The sequence below is a fragment of the Terrabacter sp. NPDC000476 genome, assembly GCF_040300125.1.
GTDB lineage: Bacteria > Actinomycetota > Actinomycetes > Actinomycetales > Dermatophilaceae > Terrabacter.
The window spans coordinates 1,818,825-1,843,618 of the sequence record NZ_JBEPDF010000001.1 but is presented as its reverse complement, the minus strand read 5'-3'; the positions used below and the strand labels follow the sequence as shown (position 1 = coordinate 1,843,618).

The 24,794-nt window shown below is 73.7% G+C and carries 22 protein-coding genes and 2 tRNA genes; 16 read left to right on the top strand and 8 right to left on the bottom strand.

The window, feature by feature from the left end:
- The first annotated feature begins 49 nt into the window (after positions 1-49).
- Complete coding sequence (locus tag ABT295_RS08585; protein ID WP_352393941.1) at positions 50-1,771, top strand: thiamine pyrophosphate-dependent enzyme; 1,722 nt, start codon at positions 50-52, stop codon at positions 1,769-1,771.
- A gap of 21 nt (positions 1,772-1,792) precedes the next feature.
- On the opposite strand, the gene ABT295_RS08580 is transcribed toward ABT295_RS08585, so the two are convergent.
- Complete coding sequence (locus ABT295_RS08580; RefSeq protein WP_352393940.1) at positions 1,793-2,254, bottom strand: MarR family winged helix-turn-helix transcriptional regulator; 462 nt, start codon at positions 2,252-2,254, stop codon at positions 1,793-1,795.
- Between the two features lie 75 nt (positions 2,255-2,329).
- On the opposite strand from ABT295_RS08580, the gene ABT295_RS08575 reads away from it, so the two are divergent.
- The 4 genes from ABT295_RS08575 (at position 2,330) to ABT295_RS08560 (ending at position 4,795) form a co-directional block, all read left to right on the top strand.
- Positions 2,330-2,521, top strand: coding sequence for a hypothetical protein (locus ABT295_RS08575; protein ID WP_345507285.1), 192 nt, complete (start codon positions 2,330-2,332; stop codon positions 2,519-2,521).
- Positions 2,522-2,690: 169 nt separating this feature from the next.
- Positions 2,691-3,014 (top strand): hypothetical protein, encoded by a 324-nt coding sequence (locus ABT295_RS08570; RefSeq protein WP_352393939.1) that lies wholly within the window; start codon positions 2,691-2,693, stop codon positions 3,012-3,014.
- A 131-nt stretch (positions 3,015-3,145) separates the two neighbouring features.
- Positions 3,146-3,472: a hypothetical protein gene (locus tag ABT295_RS08565; RefSeq protein ID WP_345507287.1), complete on the top strand. Its 327-nt coding sequence runs from the start codon at positions 3,146-3,148 to the stop codon at positions 3,470-3,472.
- A 45-nt stretch (positions 3,473-3,517) separates the two neighbouring features.
- A complete protein-coding gene (locus ABT295_RS08560; protein ID WP_352393938.1) occupies positions 3,518-4,795 on the top strand; it encodes a D-arabinono-1,4-lactone oxidase in 1,278 nt (425 codons plus the stop codon).
- 132 nt (positions 4,796-4,927) lie between these two features.
- Here the strand turns inward: ABT295_RS08560 and ABT295_RS08555 are convergent, their stop codons facing one another.
- Entirely contained in the window at positions 4,928-8,629 is a 3,702-nt protein-coding gene (locus tag ABT295_RS08555) for a PKD domain-containing protein (protein ID WP_352393937.1), read from the bottom strand.
- Positions 8,630-8,918: 289 nt separating this feature from the next.
- The gene (locus ABT295_RS08550) at positions 8,919-10,517 is read right to left on the bottom strand and encodes an O-methyltransferase (RefSeq protein WP_352393936.1); all 1,599 of its coding nucleotides are present in this window, start codon (positions 10,515-10,517) and stop codon (positions 8,919-8,921) included.
- Between the two features lie 101 nt (positions 10,518-10,618).
- Here ABT295_RS08550 and ABT295_RS08545 point away from each other — a divergent pair, with 101 nt between their 5' ends.
- A complete protein-coding gene (locus ABT295_RS08545; protein WP_352393935.1) occupies positions 10,619-12,766 on the top strand; it encodes a glycosyltransferase in 2,148 nt (715 codons plus the stop codon).
- A gap of 25 nt (positions 12,767-12,791) precedes the next feature.
- Here ABT295_RS08545 and ABT295_RS08540 read toward each other — a convergent pair whose 3' ends face one another.
- Positions 12,792-13,325, bottom strand: coding sequence for a MarR family winged helix-turn-helix transcriptional regulator (locus tag ABT295_RS08540; protein ID WP_352393934.1), 534 nt, complete (start codon positions 13,323-13,325; stop codon positions 12,792-12,794).
- An 88-nt stretch (positions 13,326-13,413) separates the two neighbouring features.
- On the opposite strand from ABT295_RS08540, the gene icmF reads away from it, so the two are divergent.
- The gene (icmF, locus tag ABT295_RS08535) at positions 13,414-16,692 is read left to right on the top strand and encodes a fused isobutyryl-CoA mutase/GTPase IcmF (RefSeq protein WP_352393933.1); all 3,279 of its coding nucleotides are present in this window, start codon (positions 13,414-13,416) and stop codon (positions 16,690-16,692) included.
- A gap of 26 nt (positions 16,693-16,718) precedes the next feature.
- On the top strand, positions 16,719-17,486 hold the full coding sequence (locus ABT295_RS08530) for a helical backbone metal receptor (RefSeq protein ID WP_352393932.1): 768 nt from the start codon (positions 16,719-16,721) through the stop codon (positions 17,484-17,486).
- Between the two features lie 101 nt (positions 17,487-17,587).
- Here the strand turns inward: ABT295_RS08530 and ABT295_RS08525 are convergent, their stop codons facing one another.
- Both ABT295_RS08525 and ABT295_RS08520 read right to left on the bottom strand, forming a co-directional pair.
- Positions 17,588-18,835 (bottom strand): cupin domain-containing protein, encoded by a 1,248-nt coding sequence (locus tag ABT295_RS08525; protein ID WP_352393931.1) that lies wholly within the window; start codon positions 18,833-18,835, stop codon positions 17,588-17,590.
- Positions 18,835-19,119, bottom strand: coding sequence for a BatC protein (locus tag ABT295_RS08520; RefSeq protein WP_352393930.1), 285 nt, complete (start codon positions 19,117-19,119; stop codon positions 18,835-18,837). Before ABT295_RS08520 ends, ABT295_RS08525 begins: the two co-directional genes overlap by 1 nt.
- A gap of 111 nt (positions 19,120-19,230) precedes the next feature.
- On the opposite strand from ABT295_RS08520, the gene ABT295_RS08515 reads away from it, so the two are divergent.
- Positions 19,231-19,434: a hypervirulence associated TUDOR domain-containing protein gene (locus ABT295_RS08515; protein WP_345507297.1), complete on the top strand. Its 204-nt coding sequence runs from the start codon at positions 19,231-19,233 to the stop codon at positions 19,432-19,434.
- Between the two features lie 46 nt (positions 19,435-19,480).
- Here the strand turns inward: ABT295_RS08515 and ABT295_RS08510 are convergent, their stop codons facing one another.
- Positions 19,481-20,302 (bottom strand): MBL fold metallo-hydrolase, encoded by an 822-nt coding sequence (locus ABT295_RS08510; RefSeq protein WP_352393929.1) that lies wholly within the window; start codon positions 20,300-20,302, stop codon positions 19,481-19,483.
- Between the two features lie 60 nt (positions 20,303-20,362).
- Between ABT295_RS08510 and ABT295_RS08505 the strand changes: the two genes are divergently transcribed.
- The 7 genes from ABT295_RS08505 (at position 20,363) to ABT295_RS08475 (ending at position 24,028) form a co-directional block, all read left to right on the top strand.
- On the top strand, positions 20,363-21,322 hold the full coding sequence (locus ABT295_RS08505; RefSeq protein WP_352393928.1) for a hypothetical protein: 960 nt from the start codon (positions 20,363-20,365) through the stop codon (positions 21,320-21,322).
- A 97-nt stretch (positions 21,323-21,419) separates the two neighbouring features.
- Positions 21,420-21,492, top strand: a tRNA-Thr gene (locus tag ABT295_RS08500).
- Between the two features lie 57 nt (positions 21,493-21,549).
- A tRNA-Met gene (locus ABT295_RS08495) sits at positions 21,550-21,626 on the top strand.
- Positions 21,627-21,781: 155 nt separating this feature from the next.
- The gene (gene rpmG / locus ABT295_RS08490; RefSeq protein ID WP_034801502.1) at positions 21,782-21,952 is read left to right on the top strand and encodes a 50S ribosomal protein L33; all 171 of its coding nucleotides are present in this window, start codon (positions 21,782-21,784) and stop codon (positions 21,950-21,952) included.
- A gap of 85 nt (positions 21,953-22,037) precedes the next feature.
- The gene (locus tag ABT295_RS08485) at positions 22,038-22,484 is read left to right on the top strand and encodes an FAS1-like dehydratase domain-containing protein (RefSeq protein ID WP_352393927.1); all 447 of its coding nucleotides are present in this window, start codon (positions 22,038-22,040) and stop codon (positions 22,482-22,484) included.
- Positions 22,484-22,939 (top strand): MaoC/PaaZ C-terminal domain-containing protein, encoded by a 456-nt coding sequence (locus ABT295_RS08480; RefSeq protein ID WP_352393926.1) that lies wholly within the window; start codon positions 22,484-22,486, stop codon positions 22,937-22,939. Before ABT295_RS08485 ends, ABT295_RS08480 begins: the two co-directional genes overlap by 1 nt.
- A gap of 15 nt (positions 22,940-22,954) precedes the next feature.
- Complete coding sequence (locus ABT295_RS08475) at positions 22,955-24,028, top strand: UDP-N-acetylmuramate dehydrogenase (protein WP_352393925.1); 1,074 nt, start codon at positions 22,955-22,957, stop codon at positions 24,026-24,028.
- A 36-nt stretch (positions 24,029-24,064) separates the two neighbouring features.
- Here the strand turns inward: ABT295_RS08475 and ABT295_RS08470 are convergent, their stop codons facing one another.
- A complete protein-coding gene (locus ABT295_RS08470) occupies positions 24,065-24,790 on the bottom strand; it encodes a hypothetical protein (RefSeq protein WP_352393924.1) in 726 nt (241 codons plus the stop codon).
- Positions 24,791-24,794: the final 4 nt, after the last annotated feature.

Below are 24,794 nucleotides of genomic sequence, written 5' to 3'. Positions count from 1 at the left end.
GGGTAGGTCGCTGGTGGCGGCGCGCGTGCCGCCGGACGAGAGGACACCCATGACGACCGTTGCCGAGCACCTCATCACCTCGCTCGCCGAGGCCGGGGTCAGGCAGGTGTGGGGCGTCGTCGGCGACGCCCTCAACCCGCTGACCGACGCCATCCGCCGCGAGGACCGCATCGAGTGGATCGGGGTGCGTCACGAGGAGGTCGCCGCGTTCGCGGTGAGCGCCCAGGCGCAGCTCTCGGGCACCGTCGGGGTCTGCATGGGCACCGTCGGGCCCGGGTCGATCCACCTGTTGAACGGCCTCTACGACGCGAAGAAGTCGCACGCGCCCGTGCTCGCCATCTGCGGCCAGGTGCCGAGTCCCGAGATCGGCACCGACTTCTTCCAGGAGGTCGACAACGCGGCCCTCTTCGCCGACGTGTCGGTGTGGTCGCAGACCCTGTCGTCACCCGCCCAGCTGCCCTTCCTGCTCGAGCAGGCCGTCAACGCCGCGGTGTCGCTGCGCGGCGTCTCGGTGCTCACCCTCCCGGGCGACGTCGGCGACCTGACCGTCGACAAGGACGTGCGTCCCGCGACGTTCGCCTCCTCCGGGGTCGCCGCCGCCGCGTCCGACGAGCAGCTCGAGGCCGCGGTCGCCGCCCTCGCGGGCGACGCGGACGTGACGCTGCTCGTGGGGTGCGGCGCGGCGGGGGCGCGCGCCGAGGTGCTCGAGCTCGCCGACGTGCTCGCGGCGCCGATGGTGCTCAGCCTCAAGGGCAAGGAGGTGCTGGAGCGCGACAACGTGTTCCAGGTGGGCCAGTCGGGGCTCATCGGCAACCCGGCCGCGGCGGCCGCCATGGACGACTGCGACGTGCTCGTGCTCGTCGGCACCGACTTCCCCTACCGCGACTGGTACCCGACCGGGAAGGTCGTCGTCCAGCTCGACGCGCGCGGTGAGCACATCGGGCGCCGCACCCCCGTGCAGCACGCCCTCGTCGGTGACGCGGCGGCGACCCTGCGCGCCCTCGTGCCGCGCCTCGAGCGCCGCACCGACCGCACGCACCTCGAGAAGGCGGTGTCGGCATACGGCTCGTGGCAGGAGCGGCAGCGCGGCCTGCTCGACCCCGGCCACGACCGCACCCTGCTCGGGCGTGCCCGCGCCGTCCTCGACAACCCGGAGCGGCTGATCCGGCCCGAGGCGCTCGCGGCGGCCGTCGACCGCATCGCCCCCGACTCGACGATCTTCACGAGCGACACCGGCATGTCGACCGCGTGGCTCTCCCGCTTCGTCACGATGCGGGGCACGCGCCGGCTCGTCGGCTCCTACAACCTCGGCTCGATGGCGAACGCCCTGCCGATGGCGCTCGGCGCGCAGGGCCTCGACCGCGGACGACCCGTCGTCGCCTTCGCCGGCGACGGCGGCCTCATGATGCTGCTCGGCGACCTCCGCACCGCGGTGACCTACCGGCTGCCCGTCGTTGTCGTGGTCTTCGACAACGGGCGGCTCGGCATGGTCAAGCTCGAGCAGGAGCAGGGCGGCCTGCCGGAGTTCGGCACCGAGCTCGACAACCCGGACCTCGCCGCCGTGGCCACGGCGATGGGGCTGACGAGCCGCCGCGTCACCGACGCGGAGCAGCTCGACGACGCCGTGCGGTGGGCGTTCTCCGCGGACGGTCCGGTGCTGCTCGACGTCGTGACGAACCCCGAGGAGGTGGCGGTGCCGCCCAAGCCGACCGTGTCGCAGGGCTGGGGCTTCGCGATCGCCAAGGCGAAGGAGACCTTCGAGAGCCGGTAGTCGCCGGCCTGCGGCTCGTCCTCAGCCCGCCGGGGAGGTGGCCGCGATGACGCGGGTCAGCGAGGCGTGCAGGGCCTGCAGCTCGTCGAGGTCCATGCCGAGGGCGGCCACGACCTGGGGCGGCACGCTGAGCGCCTGCTCGCGCAGGGCCCGGCCGCGACCGGTGAGCGTGATCGCGAGCGCGCGCTCGTCGTCGGGGTGGCGGTCGCGGGAGACGAGCCCGGCCGCCTCGAGCCGCTTGAGCAGCGGCGACAGCGTGGCGGGCTCGAGGCGCAGGAGGTTGCCGATCTCGCGGACGGTCAGCGGCGAGCGTTCCCAGAGGGCCAGCATGACGAGGTACTGGGGGTGCGTGAGGCCGAGCGGCTCGAGCACGGGGCGGTAGAGGGCGATGACGTTGCGCGCGGCCACCGCCAGCGCGAAGCAGACCTGCTGGTCGAGCTTGAGCAGGTCGTCGGGGGACACCTCTGCCTCGGGGGTGCGCATCGAGCCTCCAGTCGTTGGTCGCCGGCTTCCGTGTACACTAACAGTTAGTGCACTAACGAAACGGAAGGCGTGACCGTGCCGCGAGCCAACTCCACCGAGGGCCTGTCCGTCGGCTACCGCATCGGCTACCGACTGCGGATGATCGGCCTGACCGTCTTCGGCCCCGCGCAGCTGGGGGAGGGCAACGATCCCAAGGCGCGCCTCGAGCGTGAGCGCGCCGCCCGTGTCGCCCGGGCGCGCGCGGCCCGCACCGCCCCCGAGGACTGACCTCGGACCGACCCGGAGCTGACGGGGGACCGACGGGGACTGCAGGCGTCCTGCCCGTCGGGACGCCGGTGTCGGTGTCTGTGTCGTGTCGGTGGCCTCGGTCGCGTGTCGGCCGGCGAGGGTCTGGGTACGACGGGCGGAAGATGCACCCGAGCACCGGAGGAGACCCATGGGTGACCGCGTAGGACTGTTCGTGATGCTGGGCGTGATCGTCGTGCTCGCCGCCATCCTCGTCGTGATGCGACCGCGTCGACGCGCCGGCGACGACGCCGAGCACGAGACGCTGAACCCGGCGGTGGAAGCGGCGCACGGCGGGCCGGTGCCCCGGCCCGATCCCGACCGACTCGTCGGCAACCCCCCGACCGACGCCGTCACGGCGTCCGGCGAGGGTGGCGCCGTGCCCGGCGAGGGCGCGGGTGGGCGCACCCCCGACGTGCGCGACCCGCTGAGCGCGACGCCCAACGACGTGGGGAGCTCGCCCGACCAGGGCTGAGCCCCGGTCGCGCGGCCGGCGGTGGCCCGCGGCCCCGCCGTTCGAGCGCGCCGTCCGGCCCCATCGGTCCGTTCCCGTCACGACCCCGGCGGAGTACCGTCGAGGGTGACGGATCGGACCCGGGAGGTGCCATGGGTGATCGAGTTGGGCTGTTCGTCATGCTGGCCGTCGTCGTCGTGCTCGTGATCGGCCTGCTCGTCGTCGGCCCGCGCCACGTCCGGCGCGGTGGCGACTCGAGCGAGTCGCTCAACGGCCACGTCGACGCCACCGAGCGCGCGCGCCGCGACCATCCCGAGGGTGCGGAGCGCTCGCACCTCGTGGGCAACCCGCCCATCGACACCATCACCGCCGACGGGTGGGGCGTGGCGCGACCCGGTGAGGGCGCCGAGCCGGAGGAGCTGCCGGTCGACGTCCACCCCGAGCTCCACGAGGAGCCCCGGCACCTGCGTCGGCACTAGCCACCCGGGCCCGCACGTCGCGGCGCCGTCCCCGAGACTGGTGTCGTGGGCACCGGGACGGGCAGGCCGAGCGAGACGAACTGGGCGGGCAACCACCGCTACCGCGCGCGCATCGAGCGGGCGCGGTCCGTCGAGCACGTGCAGGAGCTCGTCGCGGGCGCCCGGCGCGTGCGCCCCCTCGGCTCGCGGCACAGCTTCACCGACCTCACCGACATCACCGACGCCGACGACGGCGTCCTCGTCTCGCTCGCCGACCTGCCGACGGGCGTGACGGTCGACGCGGGCAGCCGCCGGGCTCGCGTGACGGGTGGTGCGGCCTACGGCGACGTGGCCGTCGCGCTGGAGCGGCAGGGCTGGGCGCTCGGCAACCTCGCCTCGCTGCCGCACATCTCCGTCGCCGGCGCGGTGGCCACCGGGACGCACGGGTCGGGCGTCGGGAACGGTTCTCTCGCAACGGCGGTCGCGGCCCTCGATGTCGTCGGCCCCGACGGCGAGCTGCGCACGGTCGCGCGCGGCGACGCCGACTTCGAGGGCAGCGTCGTGGCGCTCGGCGCGCTCGGTGTCGTCACCGCGGTCACCCTCGACGTCGAACCGACGTATGCCGTTCGGCAGGACGTCTACACGGGGCTGGCCTGGGCGGCGCTCGTGGAGAACCTCGACGTCGTGACCGGCAGTGCCTACAGCGTCAGCCTCTTCACCCGCTGGCGCGAGGACGGCATCGAGCAGGTGTGGCTCAAGAGCCGTGCCGACGAGGCGCCTACCGAGCTCTTCGGTGCCCGGGCGGCGACGACGGACCTGCACATGCTCGAGGGCGGTGCGACGGCATCGGTCACCGCGCAGCGCGGGGCGCCCGGCCCGTGGCTCGAGCGCCTGCCGCACTTCCGCCCGGGGTTCACGCCGAGCCGTGGCGAGGAGCTGCAGAGCGAGTACCTCGTGCCGCGTGAGCACGCCCTGACCGCGGTGGCCCGTCTCCGCGCGCTGGGCGAGCGGATGGCGCCGGTGCTCCAGGTCAGCGAGCTGCGCACCGTGGCCGCCGACCGCCTCTGGCTGAGCGGCGCGCACGGCCGCGACGTCATCGCCGTCCACTTCACCTGGGTGCGCGACCCGGCGAGGGTGTATGCCGTCCTGCCCGCGGTCGAGGCCGCGCTGCTGCCGCTGGGGGCCCGGCCGCACTGGGGCAAGTGCTTCGTCGCCAGGGTGCTCGAGCTCGAGCCGCTCTACGACCGGCTGCCCGACTTCCGGGCGCTGCGTGAGCGCGTCGATCCCGCACGGGTCTTCGGCAACGCCTTCCTCGACCGGGTGCTGGGTCGCGACGCGGGCTGAAGCCGGGGACGGGTGACCGAGGACGGGTGGCCGAGGACGGGTGGCCGGACGAGTGGGCCGGGACGGGTGAGCGGGGCGCCCGGGGGTCCGGGCGCCCCGCTCGTCGGGACTCGGTGCGGCGTCAGCCGGGCGTCACGGCTGGCCCAGCGCGATGGTCCACATCACCTCGCGGTCGGACTTGTTCGCCGTCGTGGCCGTCACGCCCGCCACGGTGCCGCCGGTCGCGACCGGAGCACCGGTGTCGACGAGGAGCGACTCGTAGCGGTAGGCGCCGCTCGGGTCCTCGAGGTGGTCGCGCAGGGTGACGCCGTTCGGCAGCGTCCACGGCGACACCGCCGCGGTGAGGCCGGCCCAGTGCGAGACGACCCAGTCCCCGGCGCGGGCGGCGACCGGTGCGGTCGTGTGCGCGCTCTGCCCGGCGTCGACCGCGCTCACCGCACGCACGCTCGTCGCGTCGGCCCCGCGGTAGCTCGCGATCTCGAGCGTGCCGAGGCGGAAGGCGCTCGGGTCGTCGAACCGGGCCGACGCCCCGAGGTCGGCGGCCTCGGCCGTCTTGCGCCACACGGTCGAGGTGACGGTGCCGTTGACGACGGACGCGACCTGCGTCCATCCCGTCACCCCGGTCGGTCCCGTGAAGGTCGCGGCGGTGGGGCGGGAGAACATCATGAGCAGCACGTCACCGGCCTGGGTGCCGGACGGCACGGCCGCGGCCTTGAACTTCGCCGAGCCCGCCGCCGAGTGCGCGGCGCCGACGAAGGCGACGCTGCTCGTGGCGGTCACGTCGACGGTCGAGGTCGACGTGCCGGCGAGCCCGAGGTCGTCCTTGACCGTCAGGGTGACCGGGTAGCTGCCCGCCGCGGCGTACGCGTGCGTCGGGGCGGCGCCGGTGGCCGTCGAGCCGTCGCCGAAGTCCCACGCGTACGAGGCCACGGTGCCGTCGGCGTCGGTGGACGCGGTCGCGTCGAAGCTGCACCGGGCCGGCGTGCACGACGACGTGAAGCTCGCGGTCGGCGCCTGGTTGGCCGGCACGGTGACCGGCACCTGCACGGTCTGGGTGCCCGTCGCGCCCTTGTCGTCGGTGACGGTGAGGGTCACGGCGTAGGTGCCCGACGCGGTGTACTTGCGGCTCGCGGTGACGCCGGTGCCGGTCGTCCCGTCGCCGAAGTCCCAGGCGTAGGACGCGATCGTCCCGTCCGGGTCGCTCGCCGTCGTGGCGTCGAAGGTGCACGTGGCGCCCGAGCAGCTCGGGGCGAACGCCGCCCTCGGCGCCCGGTTGAGCGGCGGGCCGGCGAAGAGGAACATCGACCGGTTGGCCCACGACGTGCCGTCGACGGCGGGGCCGCTCACGGCGACGGCGGTGCCGGTGACCGCCCCGCCGGCCCAGCCCGCCTTGTAGAGCGTGCTGTCGGTGCGCGAGGCGTAGTACACGCTGTCGCCGGCCGCGAAGATGCCGCGGACCGTGCTGAGGTCGACCGAGCTCGGGACGGTGTTGGTGCGCTCGTCGACGATGCCGCTGTCGGGCGAGAACCAGCGCCAGAAGAGCCGGCTGTCGCCCAGGAGCGTGTAGTAGAGCCGACCCGAGTCGTAGAACATGCCGGTGACGTTGGCCAGCTGCGGGTAGAGCGACGGGAAGGCGCCGTCGTAGGTGCCGCCGAGGTTGTTGCTGACGGTCATCCACTTGGGGTCGTGGTAGGGGTTGACCTGCTCCGCGGTGCCCCAGGTCGTGCCCGTGAAGGTGCGCGACCACAGGTAGCCGTCGGTCTGGGCCGTGAAGACCTTCGACCCGACCATGAAGGCGGCGCGGGTGCTCGACCACGGCACGCCCGCGGCGGCCGGCTCGGCCGGCGAGGTGATGCCCGTCGTGCCCAGGCCGACCTGCGAGAGCGCGTCGGACGGCGCCGGCACGACGGTCGTCGTGCCGGTGCGCACGATCTCGAACGCGTTGACGAGCGGGTTGTTGCGCACGTGGCCGAAGGCCACGGCGACCTTGCCGGCGTTGACCCCGGTCGAGGGAACGGTGAGGTTGACGGCCTTCATCGTGCCCGTCTGGTCGCCCACGTCGGCGACGACGTCGTAGCTGCTCAGCCACCGCGAGCCGTTGACGTCGACGTTGAAGGTGCGGGCGCCGACGGTCTTCGTGCTGCTCGCCCGGTTGGCGAAGTAGACCCGCAGCTGCACGGTCGTGCCGGCGGGCACCGGGAACGACCACTGCATCTCGGGCAGGCTCGAGGGGTCGGAGCGCTCGCTCTCGAAGACGAGCGTCGGCGTCGAGGCGGGCAGGGCGGCGCCGAGCTTCACGCCGCTCGTCGTCACCGTCGTGGCGGTGCTGCCGGAGTTGCGCAGCGGGTTCGTCGTGCCGGTGTCGCCGGCCCAGTCGGGCCCGCTGTCGACGGAGGCCACGGTCGCGCCGCCGGCGTTGACGCGGTAGAGCACGTCGGTCGCGGGCGCCGGGGTGACGGGCCCACCGACGAGCACGGTGCCCGGGAGGCCGCCGACGTTGGTCGCCGCGAGCGGCACGCCCCCGGCATACGGGAAGAAGGCGATCTTCTTGCGCACGTAGTAGAAGTTGCCCACGAAGTCGGTGTTCGACCCGACCCAGAGGCCCTCGGTCGTGGCGAGCAGGGCGTAGACGGCCTTGCCGGCGGGGTTGCGCCCCGGGTTCCACGTGAGGGGCCGCCCGCTGCGCGGGTCGAGCGCGACGAGCCCGGGCCGCGCGACGCCGCCGGGGCCGGCGAAGTCGACGCCGTACGGGTTGTTCGTCCAGCGCTGGTGGCCGCCGACGTAGACGACGTTGTCGGTGATCTCGACGGCCCACATCGTGTCGCCGCCGGTCTCGCTGACCCAGGTGGGCTGCACGTCGGCACCCGAGGCGTACGTCTCGAAGCGCGCGGCGGCGTCGCAGAGGGTGTCGCGGCTGCCGCCGCCGGTCGCGCCGATGACGAAGTACGAACCGTCGGGCGAGTACGAGACGCCGCGCACGTAGGAGTCGAAGGCGCTCTTGATGCAGTAGGGGTTGTAGCGGTTCGTGTTCCAGTCGGGCGTCACGACGGCGGTCGCGCCGGTCGTCGTGACCTGGAGGACCTGGTCGCGCACGAGCCCGTCGGCCAGCCGGAAGTTGCCGATGACGGCGATGCGGTCGCCGGAAGGGCTGACGTCGAGGTTCCAGGGCCCGACCGGGCCCTGGGCCCCGCTGCCGGTGTCGTTGTGGTGGCCGCTCAGCTGGATGTTCATCCAGGTGTGGTCGACGGCGCCGGTCGTCGCGTTGAGTGCGACCAGGCCGGCGTGGGCCTTGCCGCCGACGAGGGTGAAGTTGCCGCCGAGGACGAGGCGGCTGCCGACCATGACCATGTCGTTGACCGACCCCCACGTGCCGAAGCCGGGGGTCTTGAAGGTGCTGACGATCGAGTTCGTCGCGATGTTGACGAGCACGACGTTCTTGACCGCCGTCGTGCCGACGAGGGTGAAGCTGCCACCGACGTAGACGGTGTCGGGCGTCGGGCCGGGCACGAGCGAGAGGACCTCGGCGTCGAAGGGCAGGTCGAACGACCCGAGGGCGCCCGTCGCGGCGTCGAAGGTGGCCACGCGACTGCGCGCGACCCCGTTGACGCTCGTGAAGTTGCCGCCCATGACCATGGTGGTGCCGACCTTGGCGATCGCCCGCACGTCGCCGTCGTCGACGGCCGGGGTGATGGCCGACGGCACCGCGTTGACCATGGCGGAGACCGAGGGCGGTGGGGCGGGCGGTTGGATCGCGACGGCCGCCGGCACTCCGGCGGTGACGGCCGCCACCGCTGCGGCGACGACGGCGACGGCTGCGCTGCGCAGGCTCTTCATGGCACTTCCCCCTTGACGGACGAGGCCGGGCAGCGCACTGCCGCCCGGGATCGGGGGTAGTCGCGTCGTGCCCGAGCCGGCCCCCCGCCGAGTCGACACACCCCGTTCCCACGCTTCCCCACGGCCGACTGTAGGGCGCGGCGAAGCGGCCTGTTCGGGCTTTCACGTGCGACGAGGGCATGCGTGCCCGACTCGAGGCTTTCGTCCCGCTATGGCGATTCATCGGGTGAGACGACGACCGCCCACGACCCGCAGCGGTCCGTCCTGGACCGTCCCGGCGGCGGGGGTCTCAGCCGCGGCGCAGGCGCGACGCCTGCTTCTGGAGCGACAGCCGCGTCAGGGTGAAGTCCGGCAGCACGGCCTGCCAGCGCGTCGTGACCTCCTGCTCGCCGGCGCGCACGGCGTCGTCGAGCACGACGCTCGCGCGGGGAGCGAGCCGGTCGCGCAGCAGCGGCACGGCGGGGAGGCGGACGAGCGGCCCGGTCGTGTCGGGCGGGCCGTCGACGAAGAGCAGCCCGATGTCGTGGAGGTCCTCGATCGCCTCGACGGCGTACCAGTCGGTGTCGTGGCCCTCCAGCCCGGCCGGTCCGAGGGGTGCGTCGCGCACCTCGGCCACGTGCGCCACGCCGTGGTCGCGCAGGGTCTGCCGCGTCTGCTCGGCGTACTCCGGGTCGTGGTCGAGCGAGACGATGCGCGTCTCGAGGCCGAAGTGGTCGATGACGAGGGCCATCCAGAGGGTGGAGACCCCGCTGCCGCACTCGACGACGAGCGCCGGGCGTCGGGTCAGCACCTCCTGCACGAGCACGACGACGAGGTCCGGCGAGGCCGCCCAGCCGCCCATGAACGGGATGACGCCTCGCACCGGCACGAGGGCGAAGAGGTTCGCGACGGCCTGCGTCTGGTGCATGGCCTGCAGCTCGGCCGGGTCGGTGAAGGTCTCGGCGCCGCGCGGCTCGGGCAGGCGGCGTGCGGTCTCGAGCGCCGATGCCGTGACGACGGTGAGCGTGCGCTCCACGTCCTCGACGCGGGCGGCCAGGGCCGCGGTGTCGGCCTGCACGCCCGTGCCCACGTCGGCCAGCCGACGCTCGAGCCGGGACCGCGCCGAGCGCTCGCGCGCCCGGTCGGCCTCGAGCGAGGCCCGCAGCGCCCGCGCGCCGCGCCGTTGCAGCAGCGCGAGGCCGGCCAGCGCCGCGGCACCTGCGAGCGCCAGGGCGGTCACCGTGAAGCCGACGTAGCCCGTCGTCGTCAGCTGCGCGACGACGACGGCGACCACGAGCACGACGACGAGGACTGCGCCGCCGGCCGCGGCGGCCGTGCCGGCCGTGGTGCGGCCCCGGGGCGGTGCCGGGACCCGGTCGGGGTCGCGGTCCCTCCGGCCGGAGGAGGCAGCCGGCCCGGTGGCGGCGGTGGCGGCGGGGGCGCCAGCCCCCGCGGAGGTGGCGGTCGGGGACTTGCCCGCTGCGGTCGGTGTCCCGGCGGTCGTGTCGGGGGTCGTCCCGGCGGGCGTGTCGTCGGCAGCAGCGACCGGTGCGTCGGTACCCGCGGGACGGGGCGGGGCGCCCACGGGCTCGAGCACGTCGAGCTCGAACCCGTCGAGCGTGACGTGCTCGGTCACCTGGCGGCCGGGGACGACTCGGTCGTGGCGCGTCGACTCGACGAGGACCACCGCATCGGCCGTGAGCCGCGGGGCGAGCCGCGTCACGGCTGCGGCGGCATCGGCGTCGGCCAGCACGACGAGGCAGGAGGCGAGCGGTTGACCGGGCTCGGGAGCCCGCGCCCCGGTCGTGCTCAGCTCGGCCTCCGGGAACCGTGCCGCGAGCACGGCCGCCCGTGGCACGTCCTCCGACACGACGATGACGGACGCGTCCGTCCACACGGGATTCGTCACGCGTGCACCCTAGAGTAATCGCGGCGCGTCCGGTGGCCCGGACGCCCGCGCCCCACCGGGCCGCGACGTGGCGGCCGACCCGGCTGATCCTGGAGGACCCCGTGCGCGCACCCGAGGGCCGGACGTCCGACCGTCCGGACGTCACCGTCCTGGTGCCGACCGCGCACGGCTCGGCCTGGCTCGGCGCGTGCCTGCGCTCGCTCGCCGCCTCGACCCTGCCGACGGACGCCTTCGAGGTCGTCGTCGTCCAGCACGGTCCCGACGACGGCACGCGCGCCGTCGTCGACGCGGTGCGGGTGGCGCACCCGGCGCTGCGCCTGCGCCACCTGAGCACCCCGCCGCTGACGCGGGCGGCAGCGAAGAACGTGGGCCTGGCGACGGCCAGGGGCCGTTGGGTCACCGTCGTGCACGACGAGGACCGCGTCGCCCCGAACCTGCTCCGCGCGCTGCGGGACCGGGCCGGTGAGGGCGTCGTCGCGTCGGGATTCGTCGTCGACACCCCTCCGCCCGGGCGCCCCGCGCGGTTCTCGGCGCCGCGCCTCGAGCAGCCGCTGCGGTTCCAGGGCCGCACCGTGGGGCTCGGCCGGGCGCCCTCGGCCCTCGGACACGGGGTGGCCAAGCTCGTGCCGACCCGGCTGGCCCGCGACACCGGCTTCGACGACGACCTGACCGCGTCCGAGGACGCCGTCTTCTGGGCCCGGCTCCTGCTCGCCGGGCCCGTGCAGGTCTCGTTCTGCGCCGTCGCCGACGACGCCGTCTACTACCGCTGCGCCGCACCCCGGCGCACCCGGCCGGCGCCGCCCGCGGGCACGCTCCTCGCCGGGCTCGAGCGGCTGCACACGCTGCCCCTCACCGGCGCCGCGGCGCTCGCCGCGCGGGCCTGGATGGTGGTGGAGGAGACCGACGAGGCCAACCGGGTGCTGCGCGCGCACCCGGACGGTCACCGCGAGACGGTGCGCGAGCGCGGCGCCCGCGGGCTGACCGGCGTGCAGCCGACCCGGCTCAACCGGGGTGTCGCTCGCGACCTCGCGATCCTCTACCTCGCGGTCCCGCTCGTCGACACCGCGGCGACCGTGGCGGCCCGCCGCGTGCGCGAGTCCGAGCGGGTCGTCGACGTGCTCACGCTGCCCCACCGGCCCGAGGACCGCGTCGACCGGTCGTCCGAGCTCGTGTGGCTCGACTACGTCGGCGAGGTGTGGACCGTGGACACGCCGCCGGTCTGGGTCTGGTGGCCCGGCGTGACGGCGTTCGTCCGCCGCGGCATGGCCGAGCTCGAGCGACGCGGCGTGGGTGACCGCTACCGCTCGGTCTACAGCCGGAGCACGCCGCTCGCCTCCCACGTGCTCTCCGCCCTCGTCGTGCTGCGCCATCCCCACCTGCGGTGGGTGGCCGAGTTCTCCGACCCGCTGCTGCACGACATCGACGGGTCGGCGCGGGTGAGCGAGGGACCCGCCGACCCGGCCCTGCTCGCCGAGCTGCGCCGCGGGCTCGAGGCCCGGGGCGTCACCCCGCCGGCGTCCGACGACATGTTCCTGTGGGCGGTGACGCTCGCCTACGCCCTCGCCGACGAGGTCGTCTTCACGAACGACAACCAGCGCGACCTCATGCTCGAGGACTTCCCCGACCGGGCGCTCGCGGCCCGGGCGGGGGAGCGGGCCGTCGTGCGACCGCACCCCGTGCCGAGCGCCGACCTCTACGGGAGGGTGCGCACGGCATACGCCCTCGAGACCGGGGTCGTGCACCTCGGCTACTTCGGCGTGCTCTACGCCACGCGCGGGCTCGGGGAGGTCGTCGACGCGCTGCAGCGTCTCGACCCGGCCACGCGCGCCCGGGTGCGCCTGCACGTCTTCACGCGCGACCCCGACCAGCTCGCGGCGGCCGTCGCGGACGCCGGCCTGGCCGACGTCGTGCACGTGGGCCCCTACGTCGACTACCTCGAGTACCTCGACCTGTGCACGCGCCTCGACGTCCTCCTCGTCATGGATGCGCGCACGACGCAGACCCATGCCGTCAACCCCTACCTGCCGTCGAAGTACTCCGACTACGTCGGGTCGGGCACGGACGTGTGGGGCATCGTCGAGGAGGGGAGCGAGCTGAGCCGCCGCCCGCTCGCCCACCGCACGCTGCTCGGCGACGTCGCAGGCGCCGTGGAGGTGCTCGAGCAGCTGGCGAGCGCGGTGCCGGTCGCCCCGGGTGCTCCGGGTGCTCCGGGTGCCCCGGGTGCTCCGGCCGTGGGGCGCGCGGGCTAGGAGCCGGAGCGCGGGGCGGCAGGCCTCAGAAGTCGCCGGCGCTGCGGCGCAGCCGGGTCAGCACGTCGACGAGCGAGCGCACGTCGCGCTCCCCGAGGTCGGGCTGCTCGAAGACGTCGGCGTTGAGGGCGCGGGTGGCGCGCTCGGCGAGCTCGCGGCCGGTCGGGGTGAGCGCGACGACCATGGCGCGACGGTCCTCGGGGTGGGTCGAACGCGTCACGAGCCCGGCGTCCTCGAGCCGGTCGACGGCATTGGTCACGCTCGTCGGGTGCACCTGCAGGCGTGAGGCGATGACCTTCATCGGCAGCGACCCCCGCCGGCTGAACCAGAGCAGCATGAGCACCTCGTACCGGGCGAAGGTCACCCCCAGCGGGCGCAGGGTGGCCTCGACGCGGGCGAGCACGATCTGGTGCGCGCGCATGAGCGAGGTGATGGCGGCCATCCCGTCGGCGGCCTCGCCCCAGCCCTGCTCGCGCCACTGCTCGCGGGCCCGGGCGATCGGGTCGAAGCCGAGGCCGGAGCCCGCCGGGACGCCGGCCGGGGTGGTCTGCGCGCTCATCCGCCCATCGTAGGGTCCGGACGCGTTGACGTCCATTAGTAGGAAGTCCTACTATTTTCGGGTCGTCGTCGCACCCCGGAGGCCAGTCGTGACCGTGCAGTCCCAGCCCGCCAAGCCCGCGCTCCACGCCCCGCGCCACCACGTGCGGCTCGTGACGGCGAGCAGCCTCTTCGACGGGCACGACGCGTCGATCAACATCATGCGGCGCATCATGCAGACGCAGGGGGCGGAGGTCGTGCACCTCGGCCACAACCGCTCGGTCCAGGAGGTCGTCGACGCGGCGATCGAGGAGGACGTGCAGGGCGTCGCCGTCAGCTCCTACCAGGGTGGGCACGTCGAGTACTTCGAGTACCTCGTCCAGCTGCTCCGCGAGAACGGCGCCGGGCACGTCCGCGTCGTCGGCGGTGGTGGCGGCGTCATCGTTCCCGAGGAGATCGCGCGGCTGCGCGAGTCAGGGGTCACGATCTTCAGCCCCGAGGACGGCCAGCGCCTCGGTCTCGCCGGCATGATCAACACCGTCGTCGCCGACTGCGACTTCGACCCGTGGCAGCTCGAGGCGCCCACGCTCGAGGCCGTCCTCGCCGGCGAGCGGGCGGCCGTCGCCCGTGCCCTGACCGGGGCGCAGGAGGGCGAGCTGGGCGAGGAGCTGCTCGCGGGCATCCGCGCGGCCGCGGGGCGGCGCCGGGTGCCCGTCCTCGGCATCACGGGCACCGGCGGGTCCGGCAAGTCGAGCCTCACCGACGAGCTCATCCGCCGGCTGCGCCTCGACCAGCAGGACAAGCTGCGCGTGGCCGTGCTCGCCGTCGACCCGACCCGCAGCCGCGGCGGCGGCGCCCTCCTCGGCGACCGCATCCGCATGAGCTCGCTCGACGGCGACCGCGTCTTCTTCCGCAGCCTCGCCACGCGGGGCGGCTCCCAGGTGCCCACCCACCTCGACGACGTGCTCGACGTCGTGCGCGCGGCCGGCTTCGACCTCGTCGTGCTCGAGACGCCCGGCATCGGCCAGGGTGACGCCGCGATCGTCGACTACTCCGACGTCTCGCTCTACGTCATGACGCCCGAGTTCGGCGCGAGCAGCCAGCTCGAGAAGATCGACATGCTCGACCAGGCCGACGTCGTGGCCATCAACAAGTTCGAGCGCCGCGGCGCCGAGGATGCCCTGCGCGACGTCGGGCGCCAGATGGTGCGCAACCGCGAGGCCTTCGGCCAGGGCCCGGCCGACATGCCCGTCTTCGGCACCTCGGCCGCCACGTTCAACGACGACGGCGTCACGGCGCTCTACCAGCACGTGCGGGACCTGTTGTCCGAGGAGGGGATGCCGGTCGCCGAGGGGGTGCTCGCGCCCGTCTCGACGAAGCAGTCGACGCGCATCGCCGCGATCGTGCCGGCCTCGCGCGTGCGCTACCTCGCCGAGATCAGCGACACCGTCCGCGGCTACCACGAGGCCACCGAGCGGTATGCGGCAGCGGCGTCCCGCGTGCAGCGCCTCGAGTCCGTGTGGGGTGAGCTGGCCGACGCCGCCGCGTCGGACGAGCTGCGCAGCGCGGAGAGCGCGGTGGAGGCCGTGGAGGCCCTGCTCGACGAGGCGCGCACCGACGTGCCGTCCGACGTCGCCGCAGCGCTGGAGCGCTGGCCGTCCGTCGTCGAGTCCTACTCGGGCGACGAGCAGGTCGTCACCATCCGCGGCAAGGAGATCCGCAACGCCCTGACCCGGGAGTCGTTGTCGGGCAACAAGATCCCGCGCGTCTCGCTGCCGCGCTACCGCGACCACGGCGAGCTCGTGTCGTTCCTGCGCCGCGAGAACCTGCCCGGCTACTTCCCGTTCACGGCGGGCGTCTTCCCGTTCAAGCGCGAGGGCGAGGACCCCGCCCGCATGTTCGCCGGCGAGGGCGACCCGTTCCGCACCAACCGCCGCTTCAAGCTGCTGTCCGAGGGCCAGCCGGCCACCCGCCTGTCGACCGCCTTCGACTCGGTGACGCTCTACGGCCGCGACCCCGACCCGCGCCCCGACGTCTACGGCAAGGTCGGCACGTCGGGGGTCTCGATCGCGACGCTCGACGACATGAAGGCGCTCTACGACGGCTTCGACCTCGTCTCGCCGACCACCTCGGTGTCGATGACCATCAACGGCCCGGCGCCGACGATCCTCGCGTTCTTCCTCAACACCGCGATCGACCAGCAGGTCGACGCCTTCCGGGCGCGCGAGGGGCGCGAGCCGGGTGACGTCGAGCGGGCCGAGCTGACGGCATACGCCCTCGCGAACGTGCGCGGCACGGTGCAGGCCGACATCCTCAAGGAGGACCAGGGCCAGAACACCTGCATCTTCAGCACGGAGTTCAGCCTCAAGATGATGGCGGACATCCAGGAGTGGTTCATCGAGCACGAGGTGCGCAACTTCTACTCGGTGTCGATCTCGGGCTACCACATCGCCGAGGCGGGGGCGAACCCCATCAGCCAGCTGGCGTTCACGCTCGCCAACGGCTTCACCTACGTCGAGAGCTACCTCGCGCGCGGCATGGCCGTCGACGACTTCGCGCCGAACCTGAGCTTCTTCTTCAGCAACGGCATGGACCCCGAGTACTCCGTGCTCGGCCGCGTCGCCCGGCGCATCTGGGCGGTGGCGATGAAGGAGCGCTACGGCGCCAACGACCGCTCGCAGAAGCTGAAGTACCACGTGCAGACGTCGGGCCGCTCGCTGCACGCGCAGGAGATGGACTTCAACGACATCCGCACGACGCTGCAGGCGCTCATCGCCATCTACGACAACGCGAATTCCTTGCACACCAACGCTTTCGACGAGGCCGTGACGACGCCGTCGGAGGAGTCGGTGCGTCGGGCGCTCGCGATCCAGCTCATCATCAACCGCGAGTGGGGCCTCGCGATGAACGAGAACCCGCTCCAGGGTTCCTTCGTCGTCGACGAGCTGACCGACCTCGTCGAGGCGGCCGTGCTCAAGGAGTTCGACCGCATCACCGAGCGCGGCGGCGTGCTCGGCGCCATGGAGACCGGCTACCAGCGTGGCCGCATCCAGGACGAGTCGATGCTCTACGAGCACCGCAAGCACGACGGCAGCCTGCCCATCATCGGCGTCAACACGTTCCGCAACCCGCACGAGGGGGAGACCCCCCGCACGGTCGTGCTCGCCCGTGGCACCGAGGACGAGAAGCAGGGCCAGCTCGCCCGGGTGCGCGCCTTCCGGAGCGCGCACGAGGTTGAGGCCGCGGCCGCCCTCGACGAGCTGCGGGCCGTCGCCATCGGGGGCGGCAACGTCTTCGACGTCCTCATGCGGGCCGCGCGCGTGTGCTCCCTCCAGCAGGTGACCGAGGCCTTCTTCGAGGTCGGCGGCCAGTACCGCCGCAACGTCTGACGTCCCGACCGTCGAGAGGCCAGCCGATGCGACCGCGGACGACCGCCGACGACCTCGGGCATGCCGTGTCGCTCGTCGCACCGCCCCGTCGGGTCGTCTCGCTCGTGCCCTCGATCACCGAGGCCCTGGCGACGACGTGCCCCGAGCGGCTCGTCGGCGCGACCGACTGGTGCACGCACCCGACCGACCTCGCGGTGCCGCGCGTGCGCGGCACCAAGAACCCGGACCGCGCGGCCGTTGCGGCCCTGCGCCCCGACCTCGTCGTGGCCAACAAGGAGGAGAACCGCGAGCTCGACGTGCAACGGCTGCGCGCTGACGGCATACGCGTCTGGGTGACCGACATCGAGACGGTGCCGGGGGCGCTCGACTCGCTCGATCGGCTCTTCACCGACGTGCTCGACGTCGGCACGCCGGACTGGCTCTCAGCCGCCCGCGACGAGTGGGCCGGGCCGCTGCCCGAGCCGACGGCGGAGGTCGCCGTCGCGATCTGGCGCGACCCGTGGATGGTCGTCGGCCGCGACACCTTCACCGGCGACGTCGTGAGGCGCCTCGGGTGGCGCAACGCGTTCGCCGACGTAGCCGACCGCTACCCCCGCGTGGAGCTCGACGACCTCGACCGCGAGGGCGTCGACGTGGTGCTCCTGCCCGACGAGCCCTACGTCTTCACGGCGGACGACGGTCCGGAGGCGTTCACCCGCACGCGCACCGCGCTCGTGAGCGGTCGCCTGCTCACGTGGTACGGCCCGAGCCTCGTCGGCGCGAAGGCCGCCCTGGCCGCCGCCCTGAGGCCCTGAGCCCCTGAGCCCACCCCCGGGCAACACACCGAGGAAGTCGCAACCCACCGGCAACCGATCCCGGTGAGTCGCGTCCTTCTCGGTGTGTTGCGCAGCAGGGGTCAGTCGTCGGCGACGACGACGAGGCCGGCCAGCAGGAGGCGGCGCGCAAGGTCGAGGCCGACCATGTCGGCGCAGAGCACGCCGTCGTCGACGAGGGCGACGAGCGTGCCCACGTCGCGGGGCTCCACCGGGAAGTCGGCGAGCCGGCTGCGCAGGACCGCGCCGCCACCGTCGGCCGGAACGAGCCGGGCCGCCACGTGCGGGCGCAGGCGCAGGGTCGTGCCCTCGCGCAGCGACTGCGCGGCCGACACCTGGGCGAGCGGGCCGATCGGGGCGGGGCGCTGGGTGCCGCGGGCGCGCGCCTCGAGGGCGTCGACGACGGCGACGGGGTCGATCGAGCCGAGGGCCCGCACGAGGCTCTCGCGGACGAGCTCGACGTCCGGCGCGAGTCCTTCCTCGCCGAAGCCCGAGGACGACACCGCGAGCGAGGCGCGCAGCTGCTCGTCGCGGCTCAGCTCGGTGAGAGCGATGGAGACGAGCTCGTCGGCCACGTGGCGCCGGGTCCAGACGTGGACGCCGAGGGTGAGGTGCGTGCTGACGCCGCCGAGGGCGGTGGCCGAGTGCACCCACCCGCGGGGGAGGTAGAGCACGTCGCCCGGCCGGAGGGTGAACTCGAGCTCGGGCTCGCGACTGCCGGCCGCCTCGACGGCGGTCCGGTGGTCGGTCCACGGCTCGTCGCGCAGCGGCGCGGGGTGGACGGGCGGGCGGAGCCGCCAGCGCTTCTCACCGGCCATCTGGAGCACGAAGACGTCGTGCACGTCGTAGTGGTCGCTGAAGCCCGTGCTCTGGCTCGGGGTCACGTAGGCGTTGGCCTGCACCGGGTGCCCGAGCTCCTCGGCCAGCTGCTGCGTGAAGTCGACGAGCGGACCCCACGTGCGGTGCAGCCCCTGGAGCACGATCGTGGCGCCGTCGGCGAAGAGCCGCAGCAGCTTGTCGTCGCTCACCTGGTCGGTGACCGACGCCCCGACGCCGCCGCCCTGGGTGAACTCGCGGTCACCGAGGGTGCGCCCGTTCTTGGCGACGCGCAGGAAGGGGGCGCGCAGCCCACGCCTCGAGACGAGCTCGTCGACCTGTGCCTCGCCGAAGAGGTCGAGGATGCCGCCCGGCAGCTGGGCGGCCGGGGTGACGACCGGAGCCTGCGCCCAGTGCTCCTGCGCGAAGCTCTCGGCCGAGAGCGGGACGAGGCGCTCGAGCGCCGAGCGCCCACGCGTCGGCGTGGGCACCCGGCTCGTCGTGCCTGCGGTCATCAGATCGCGTTGGCCGGATCCGCTCCGGCGCCGCCGTCCGCGCCGCCGTCGTGGCTCTCGGTGTCGGCTCCGCCGTCCGCGGGGCCCTCGGTGTCGGCGCCGCCGTCGGCACCGCCGTCGTGGCTGTCCGTGTCGGCTCCGCCGTCCGCGGGGCCCTCGGTGTCGGCGCCGCCGTCGGCACCGCCGTCGTGGCTGCTCGTGTCGGCTCCGCCGTCGGCGGGGCCCTCGGTCAGCGGGTCGTCGCTGGTGGGCTGGCCCACCGGGTCGATCGGGGTGTCGCTCATGGCTTCTCCTCCACACGCTGTCAGGTGCGGCGCCGGACGACGCCGTCGCCGTCCACCTACCCGGTCAGGGCGCCTCTGGCACAGGAGCGCCCGCCGTGTTCTCATCGACCCATGGCGATCAGCAAGGGCGACACGGTCCACTGGAACACCTCGCAGGGCCGCACCACCGGCACCGCGGTCGAGAAGCGGGTCAAGGAGTTCACCTTCGACGGGCAGAAGTTCAAGGCATCCGACGACGAGCCCTACTGGATCGTCGAGTCGGAGAAGACGGGTGCCAAGGCGGCGCACAAGGAGTCGACGCTCGACGCCGGCTGACCCGCCGGCCCGCACGCCGACGCGGCCGACCACGTATGCCGTGCCGTCACGTCAGGTGGTCGAAGTCGCCTCGCGTCCACGCCGCGTGCCGGTCGGCCGAGCGCCGGACGACCTCCTGGGCACCGGTCGGCACGACGGCGCCGAAGTTGTTGTAGAGCCGGTCGAAGTGCAGGGTCTCGAGCTGGCTCGCGATGCGCTGGACCACGTCGCCCGACAACGGGATCCGGTTCGGATAGCTGCGCATGAAGCTCACCGAGCGGCGGTCGGGGTTGGGGAAGACGGCGTCGCCCGCGAGCAGCACGCCGGCGCCGTCGTTGCCGCCGGTCCACTCGACGACGGCCTGCCCCCTGAAGTGCCCGCCGACCCGGTGCAGGGTGAGTCCGGGCGCCAGCTCGCGGCGGTCGTCGTAGAGCTCGACGATGGGGTCGCGCCGGCGCACCCACTCCGCGTCGGCGCCGGCGACGAGCACCGGCACGCCGCCGAGCTCTCGCGCCCACTCGGTCTGCACGCCGTACATGTGCGGGTGGCTCGCGGCCACGGCGAGCGTCGGCCCGAGCGAGCGCACGAGCTCCAGCGCCGCGTCGTCGACGTAGCCGACGCAGTCGAAGAGGAGCACGCCCTCGGGCACGCGGACGACCATCGTCTGCTGGCCGATGCCGACCTCGGGGTCGGCCCGCAGGCCCCACAGGTCGCGCTCCACCTCGGTGACCGTGATGCGCGTGCCCCGCTCGCGCAGCTCGGCGAGGGTCGTCCACCGCTGCCCGTCGGCGGGCACCCACTGGCGCTCGTCCTCGCAGACCGCGCAGCCGGGCGGTGGCGTGGGCAGGTCGTCGGTCTCGACGGCGCACGTCGCACAGATCCAGATCACCCGCCCAGCCTGCCGGTCAGCGGCCTGCCGCACCACCGGGTTCTGCGACAGGATGCTCGGGTGATCCTGCACCTGCGTGCCGCCGTCGAGCAGCTGTATGCCGCTCCACCGACCCGCTTCACCGCGCTGCGCTCCGAGCTCGTGGCCGAGGCGCGGTCGGCGGGGGAGCGAGACCTCGCGGCCTCGATCGGGGCGCTGCGCAAGCCGACGACGGCCGCCTGGGCCGTCAACCACTTCGTGCGGAGCCATTCCGACGAGCTCGAGCAGCTCCGGTCCTTCGCCGAGCTGCTGCGCGAGGCGCAGCGGACGCTCGACTCCGACCAGCTGCGCCTCCTCGGCCGCGAGCGCGCCACGCGCGTCGACGCCCTCGCCGACCGGGTCGCCGAGGAGGCGGCCGAGGCCGGGCAGCGGCTCGGCGCCGGCGTCGCCCAGGAGGTGCGCGACACCCTGACGGCGCTCATCGCCGACGAGGACGCCGAGGCCTCGGTGCTCACGGGGTCGCTCGTGCGGGCTCTGACGTACTCCGGCTTCGGCTCCGTCGACGTCGCCGACGTCGTCGCCCTGGGGGACGACGCAGCCACCGACAACGACAACGACACCGGCGACGCTGCCACCGGACGGCGTCCGTCGCTCTCCGTCCTGCGCGGCGGCGGTGCTGGCGGTGTTGGTGGTGGCGGTGGTGGCGGTGGTGGCGCCGATGACGAGGAGGCCGTCGACCCGGTCGACCTCGAGGAGCGTCGCCGCTCGCGCCGGGCGGCCGCCCGCACCCGGCTGCAGGCGGCCCTCGACGCGGCGCGTGGCGCGCTGCGCTCGGCCGACCGCCAGGTCGCCGTCCTCACGGCCCGCCAGGAGGAGGTGACCGAGGGCATCGCCGACCTCGAGCGTCGGCTCGCCACGGCGCGCGCCCGGCTCAAGAAGGTCACCGCGGAGCTCGACGAGGCGAGCGGCATCCGTGATCGGCACGAGGCGCAGGAGGAGGCCGCGCGGCGTGCGCTGGAGGCGCACGACGAGTCGGACTGACCGCGCGCGTGCGTCGGCGGCGTCCGATTTCGTATCCGCGCCGACGACCGTGTAGTCTCACCGTCGCACAACAGGTCGTCCCCACGGGGTCGGCCGCGCCCCAATAGCTCAGTCGGCAGAGCGTTTCCATGGTAAGGAAAAGGTCTAGGGTTCGATTCCCTATTGGGGCTCTGGTCGGTCGCTCCCGGCCCGTCGCAGCTGCGGCGGGGTCGGGAACGGCAGCCCATGGCGGGGTAGCTCAGCTGGTTAGAGCGCACGACTCATAATCGTGAGGTCGCGGGATCGAGCCCCGCTCCCGCTACCATGTCCGCGCGGACCCGGTCGATTTCTCGAATCATCGGGGTGTCGCGTAATCTTGGACGTCGCGCCTGCGTGTCACCCGGTTGCCCGGGGCCGAGACGCGGCTCCCGTCGCAAGACGACCGAAAACCCGAGTACGTTCCCGAAAGAGCAGGTTGCCGTGGCCAGCAAGAGCACCGACGTCCGTCCCAAGATCACGATGGCGTGCGTGGACTGCAAGGACCGCAACTACATCACGAAGAAGAACCGTCGGAACAACCCCGACCGTCTCGCGATGAACAAGTTCTGCCCCAAGTGCGGCAAGCACACGGAGCACCGCGAGACCCGCTGATCCCAGCGCACACGCATCCGACGCTCCCTCGGCCCACGGCCGGGGGAGCGTCGTCGTTCCCGGCCCCGGTCGGTAGGGTGCCGGTATGCCGGTGAACGCAGACTTCCAGGGCCGGGTCTACCCGCCCACCGAGCCCTACCGGGTCGGTGCCGCCAAGATCCGTGAGTTCGCCGAGGCGGTCGGCTCGACCGATCCCGTGCACGTCGACGCGGAGGTGGCCCGGGCGCGCGGCTACGCCGACGTCATCGCGCCGCCGACGTTCGCGGTGCTCATCGCCCAGCAGTGCGACGCGCAGCTCATCGCCGACCCGGAGGCCGGCATCGACTTCTCGCGCGTCGTGCACGGCGAGCAGCGCTTCACCCACCACCGCCCGCTCACCGCCGGCGACGCCGTCGTGGGCACGCTCCACGTCGACACGGTGCGTGAGGCCGGCGGCCACGCCATGGTGACGACCCGCACCGAGCTCGCCACCGAGTCAGGCGAGCCGGTGTGCACCGCGACCTCCACCATCGTCATCCGAGGAGCCGAGTGATGGCCACGCCCAGCACGCCCAGCCCGCTGCCCGCCGTCCGCGCCGTCGCCGACGTGGCCGTCGGCGACGCCCTCCCGGCGCGCACGGTCCACGTCGACCGCCCGCGCCTCGTGCAGTACGCCGGTGCCTCGCTCGACCGCAACCGGATCCACTGGGACGAGCCGTTCGCCAAGCAGGTCGGCCTGCCCGACGTCATCGCCCACGGCATGTTCACCATGGGCTCGGCCGTCACCCTCGTCACCGACTGGGTGGGGGACGCCGGTCGCGTCGTCGAGTACGGCGTGCGCTTCACCAAGCCGGTCGTCGTGCCCTACGACGGTGGCGCCGACATCGAGGTCACCGGCGTGGTCAAGGCCGTCGACCCCGAGACGAAGCGCGTGACCGTCGAGCTCACCGCGACGGCGAACGGCGAGAAGGTGCTGGGCCGCGCCCTCGCCGTCGCCCGCCTCGACTGAGCGGCAGGACACCCCGTGCGCGAGGACCACGACGTCCCCCTGTCGACCCTGACGACGATGCGGGTCGGCGGCCCCGCCGCGCGCCTCGTGACCGTCACGACCACCGACGAGCTCGTCGACGCGGTGCGCGAGGTCGACGACGCCGACGAGCCGCTCCTGCTCCTCTCGGGCGGCTCGAACATCGTCGTGCCCGACGAGGGCTTCGCCGGCACCGTCGTGCACGTGGCGACGTCCGGGATCGAGCCCGAGTCGGCGGACTACTGCGGCGGCGCCGTCGTGCGGGTCGCTGCGGGCGAGGTGTGGGACGACGTCGTGGCGCGCGCCGTCGCGGAGGGCTGGGCCGGCATCGAGGCGCTGAGCGGCATCCCCGGGTGCACGGGCGCCACGCCGATCCAGAACGTCGGCGCCTACGGCCAGGACGTCTCGCAGACGATCGCGCAGGTGCGCACGTGGGACCGCCAGGAGCAGGTCGTGCGCACCTTCATGAACGACGACTGCGGCTTCACCTACCGCCACTCGCGCTTCAAGGGCCACTCGCGCTACGTCGTGCTCGACGTCCAGTTCCAGTTCGAGGTCGGGGACCTCAGCCGCCCGATCGCGTATGCCGCCCTGGCGACGGGTCTCGGGGTCCCGCTCGGCACGCGCGTGCCGCTGGCCGACGCGCGCGAGGCGGTGCTCGCGCAGCGCCGCGCCCGCGGGATGGTGCTCGACGACGCCGACCCGGACACGTGGTCGTGCGGCTCGTTCTTCACCAACCCGGTGCTCGGCCGGCGTGAGTTCGACGACCTCGTCGAGCGCGTGGGGGAGCGCTTCGGGTGGGAGGGGCCGACCCCGCCGCGCTTCCCCGAGGGTGACGGGCGGGTCAAGACGAGCGCGGCCTGGCTCATCGAGCACGCCGGCTTCGGCAAGGGGTTCGGCCTGCCGGCGCCCGCGGCGCTCTCGACGAAGCACACCCTCGCCGTGACGAACCGCGGGGGCGCGAGCGCCGCCGACGTGCTCGCCCTGGCGCGCCAGGTGCGCGACGGGGTCCGGGACGCCTTCGGCGTCACGCTCGTCAACGAGCCCGTGCTCCTCGGCGAGCAGCTCTGACCCACGGCGCGCCGCGGCCGCGGCCGCGGGTGGCGGCTACTTCGACAGCACCACCGAGAAGGTCTTCGCGGTGATCTTCCTGTCGGTCGTGCTCACCTCGTAGGCGGGCCGGTTGAACGCGAGGCGCAGCGAGGCCGTCGTGCCCTTGTCCACCTTGAAGAAGACCCACCCGCGGCTGCGGTCGTCGCGCTTCGCCGTCGTCAGCGGCTCGGCCTTGTACGACTTGCCGAACTCGGCCGTCACGGGCACGTTCTGCTTCGGGCTCGTCGCGATGAGCGAGAGCATCGAGGGCTCGAGGGCGGCGGAGTAGCGCGAGCCGGCCCGGAAGTCCACCTTGACGCCGACGATCTCGAAGGCCTCGGCGCCCACCGGCTGGTTCTTGGGGAACGGCAGGTTGCGCGAGAGGCGCAGCGCCGTGATGGTGTGGCCGAGGTCGGGGTCCTTGATGACCGCCCGGATGTTGCGCGTGGAGTAGGCGGGCGCCTTCGTCGGGGCGGCGCTCGAGGTCGCCGTCGTCGCCGGCGTCGACGGCGTGGCCGACGAGGTGGAGGGCGTCGTGCCTTGCGTCGTCGCGGCGCCCGAGGTGGCGGTCGTGGCCGTGCCGGGGGCCGTCGGGTCGGCGGTCACGGACGACTCGCCGCTGCAGGCCGCGAGCGCGAGCACGGGGGCGAGCAGGCCGACGGCGGCGAGCCGGCGCAGGCGTGCGGTCGGCCTGGCCGGGGCGGTCGCGGATCGGTCGGGGGCGGCGGGAGGAGTACTCATCGTC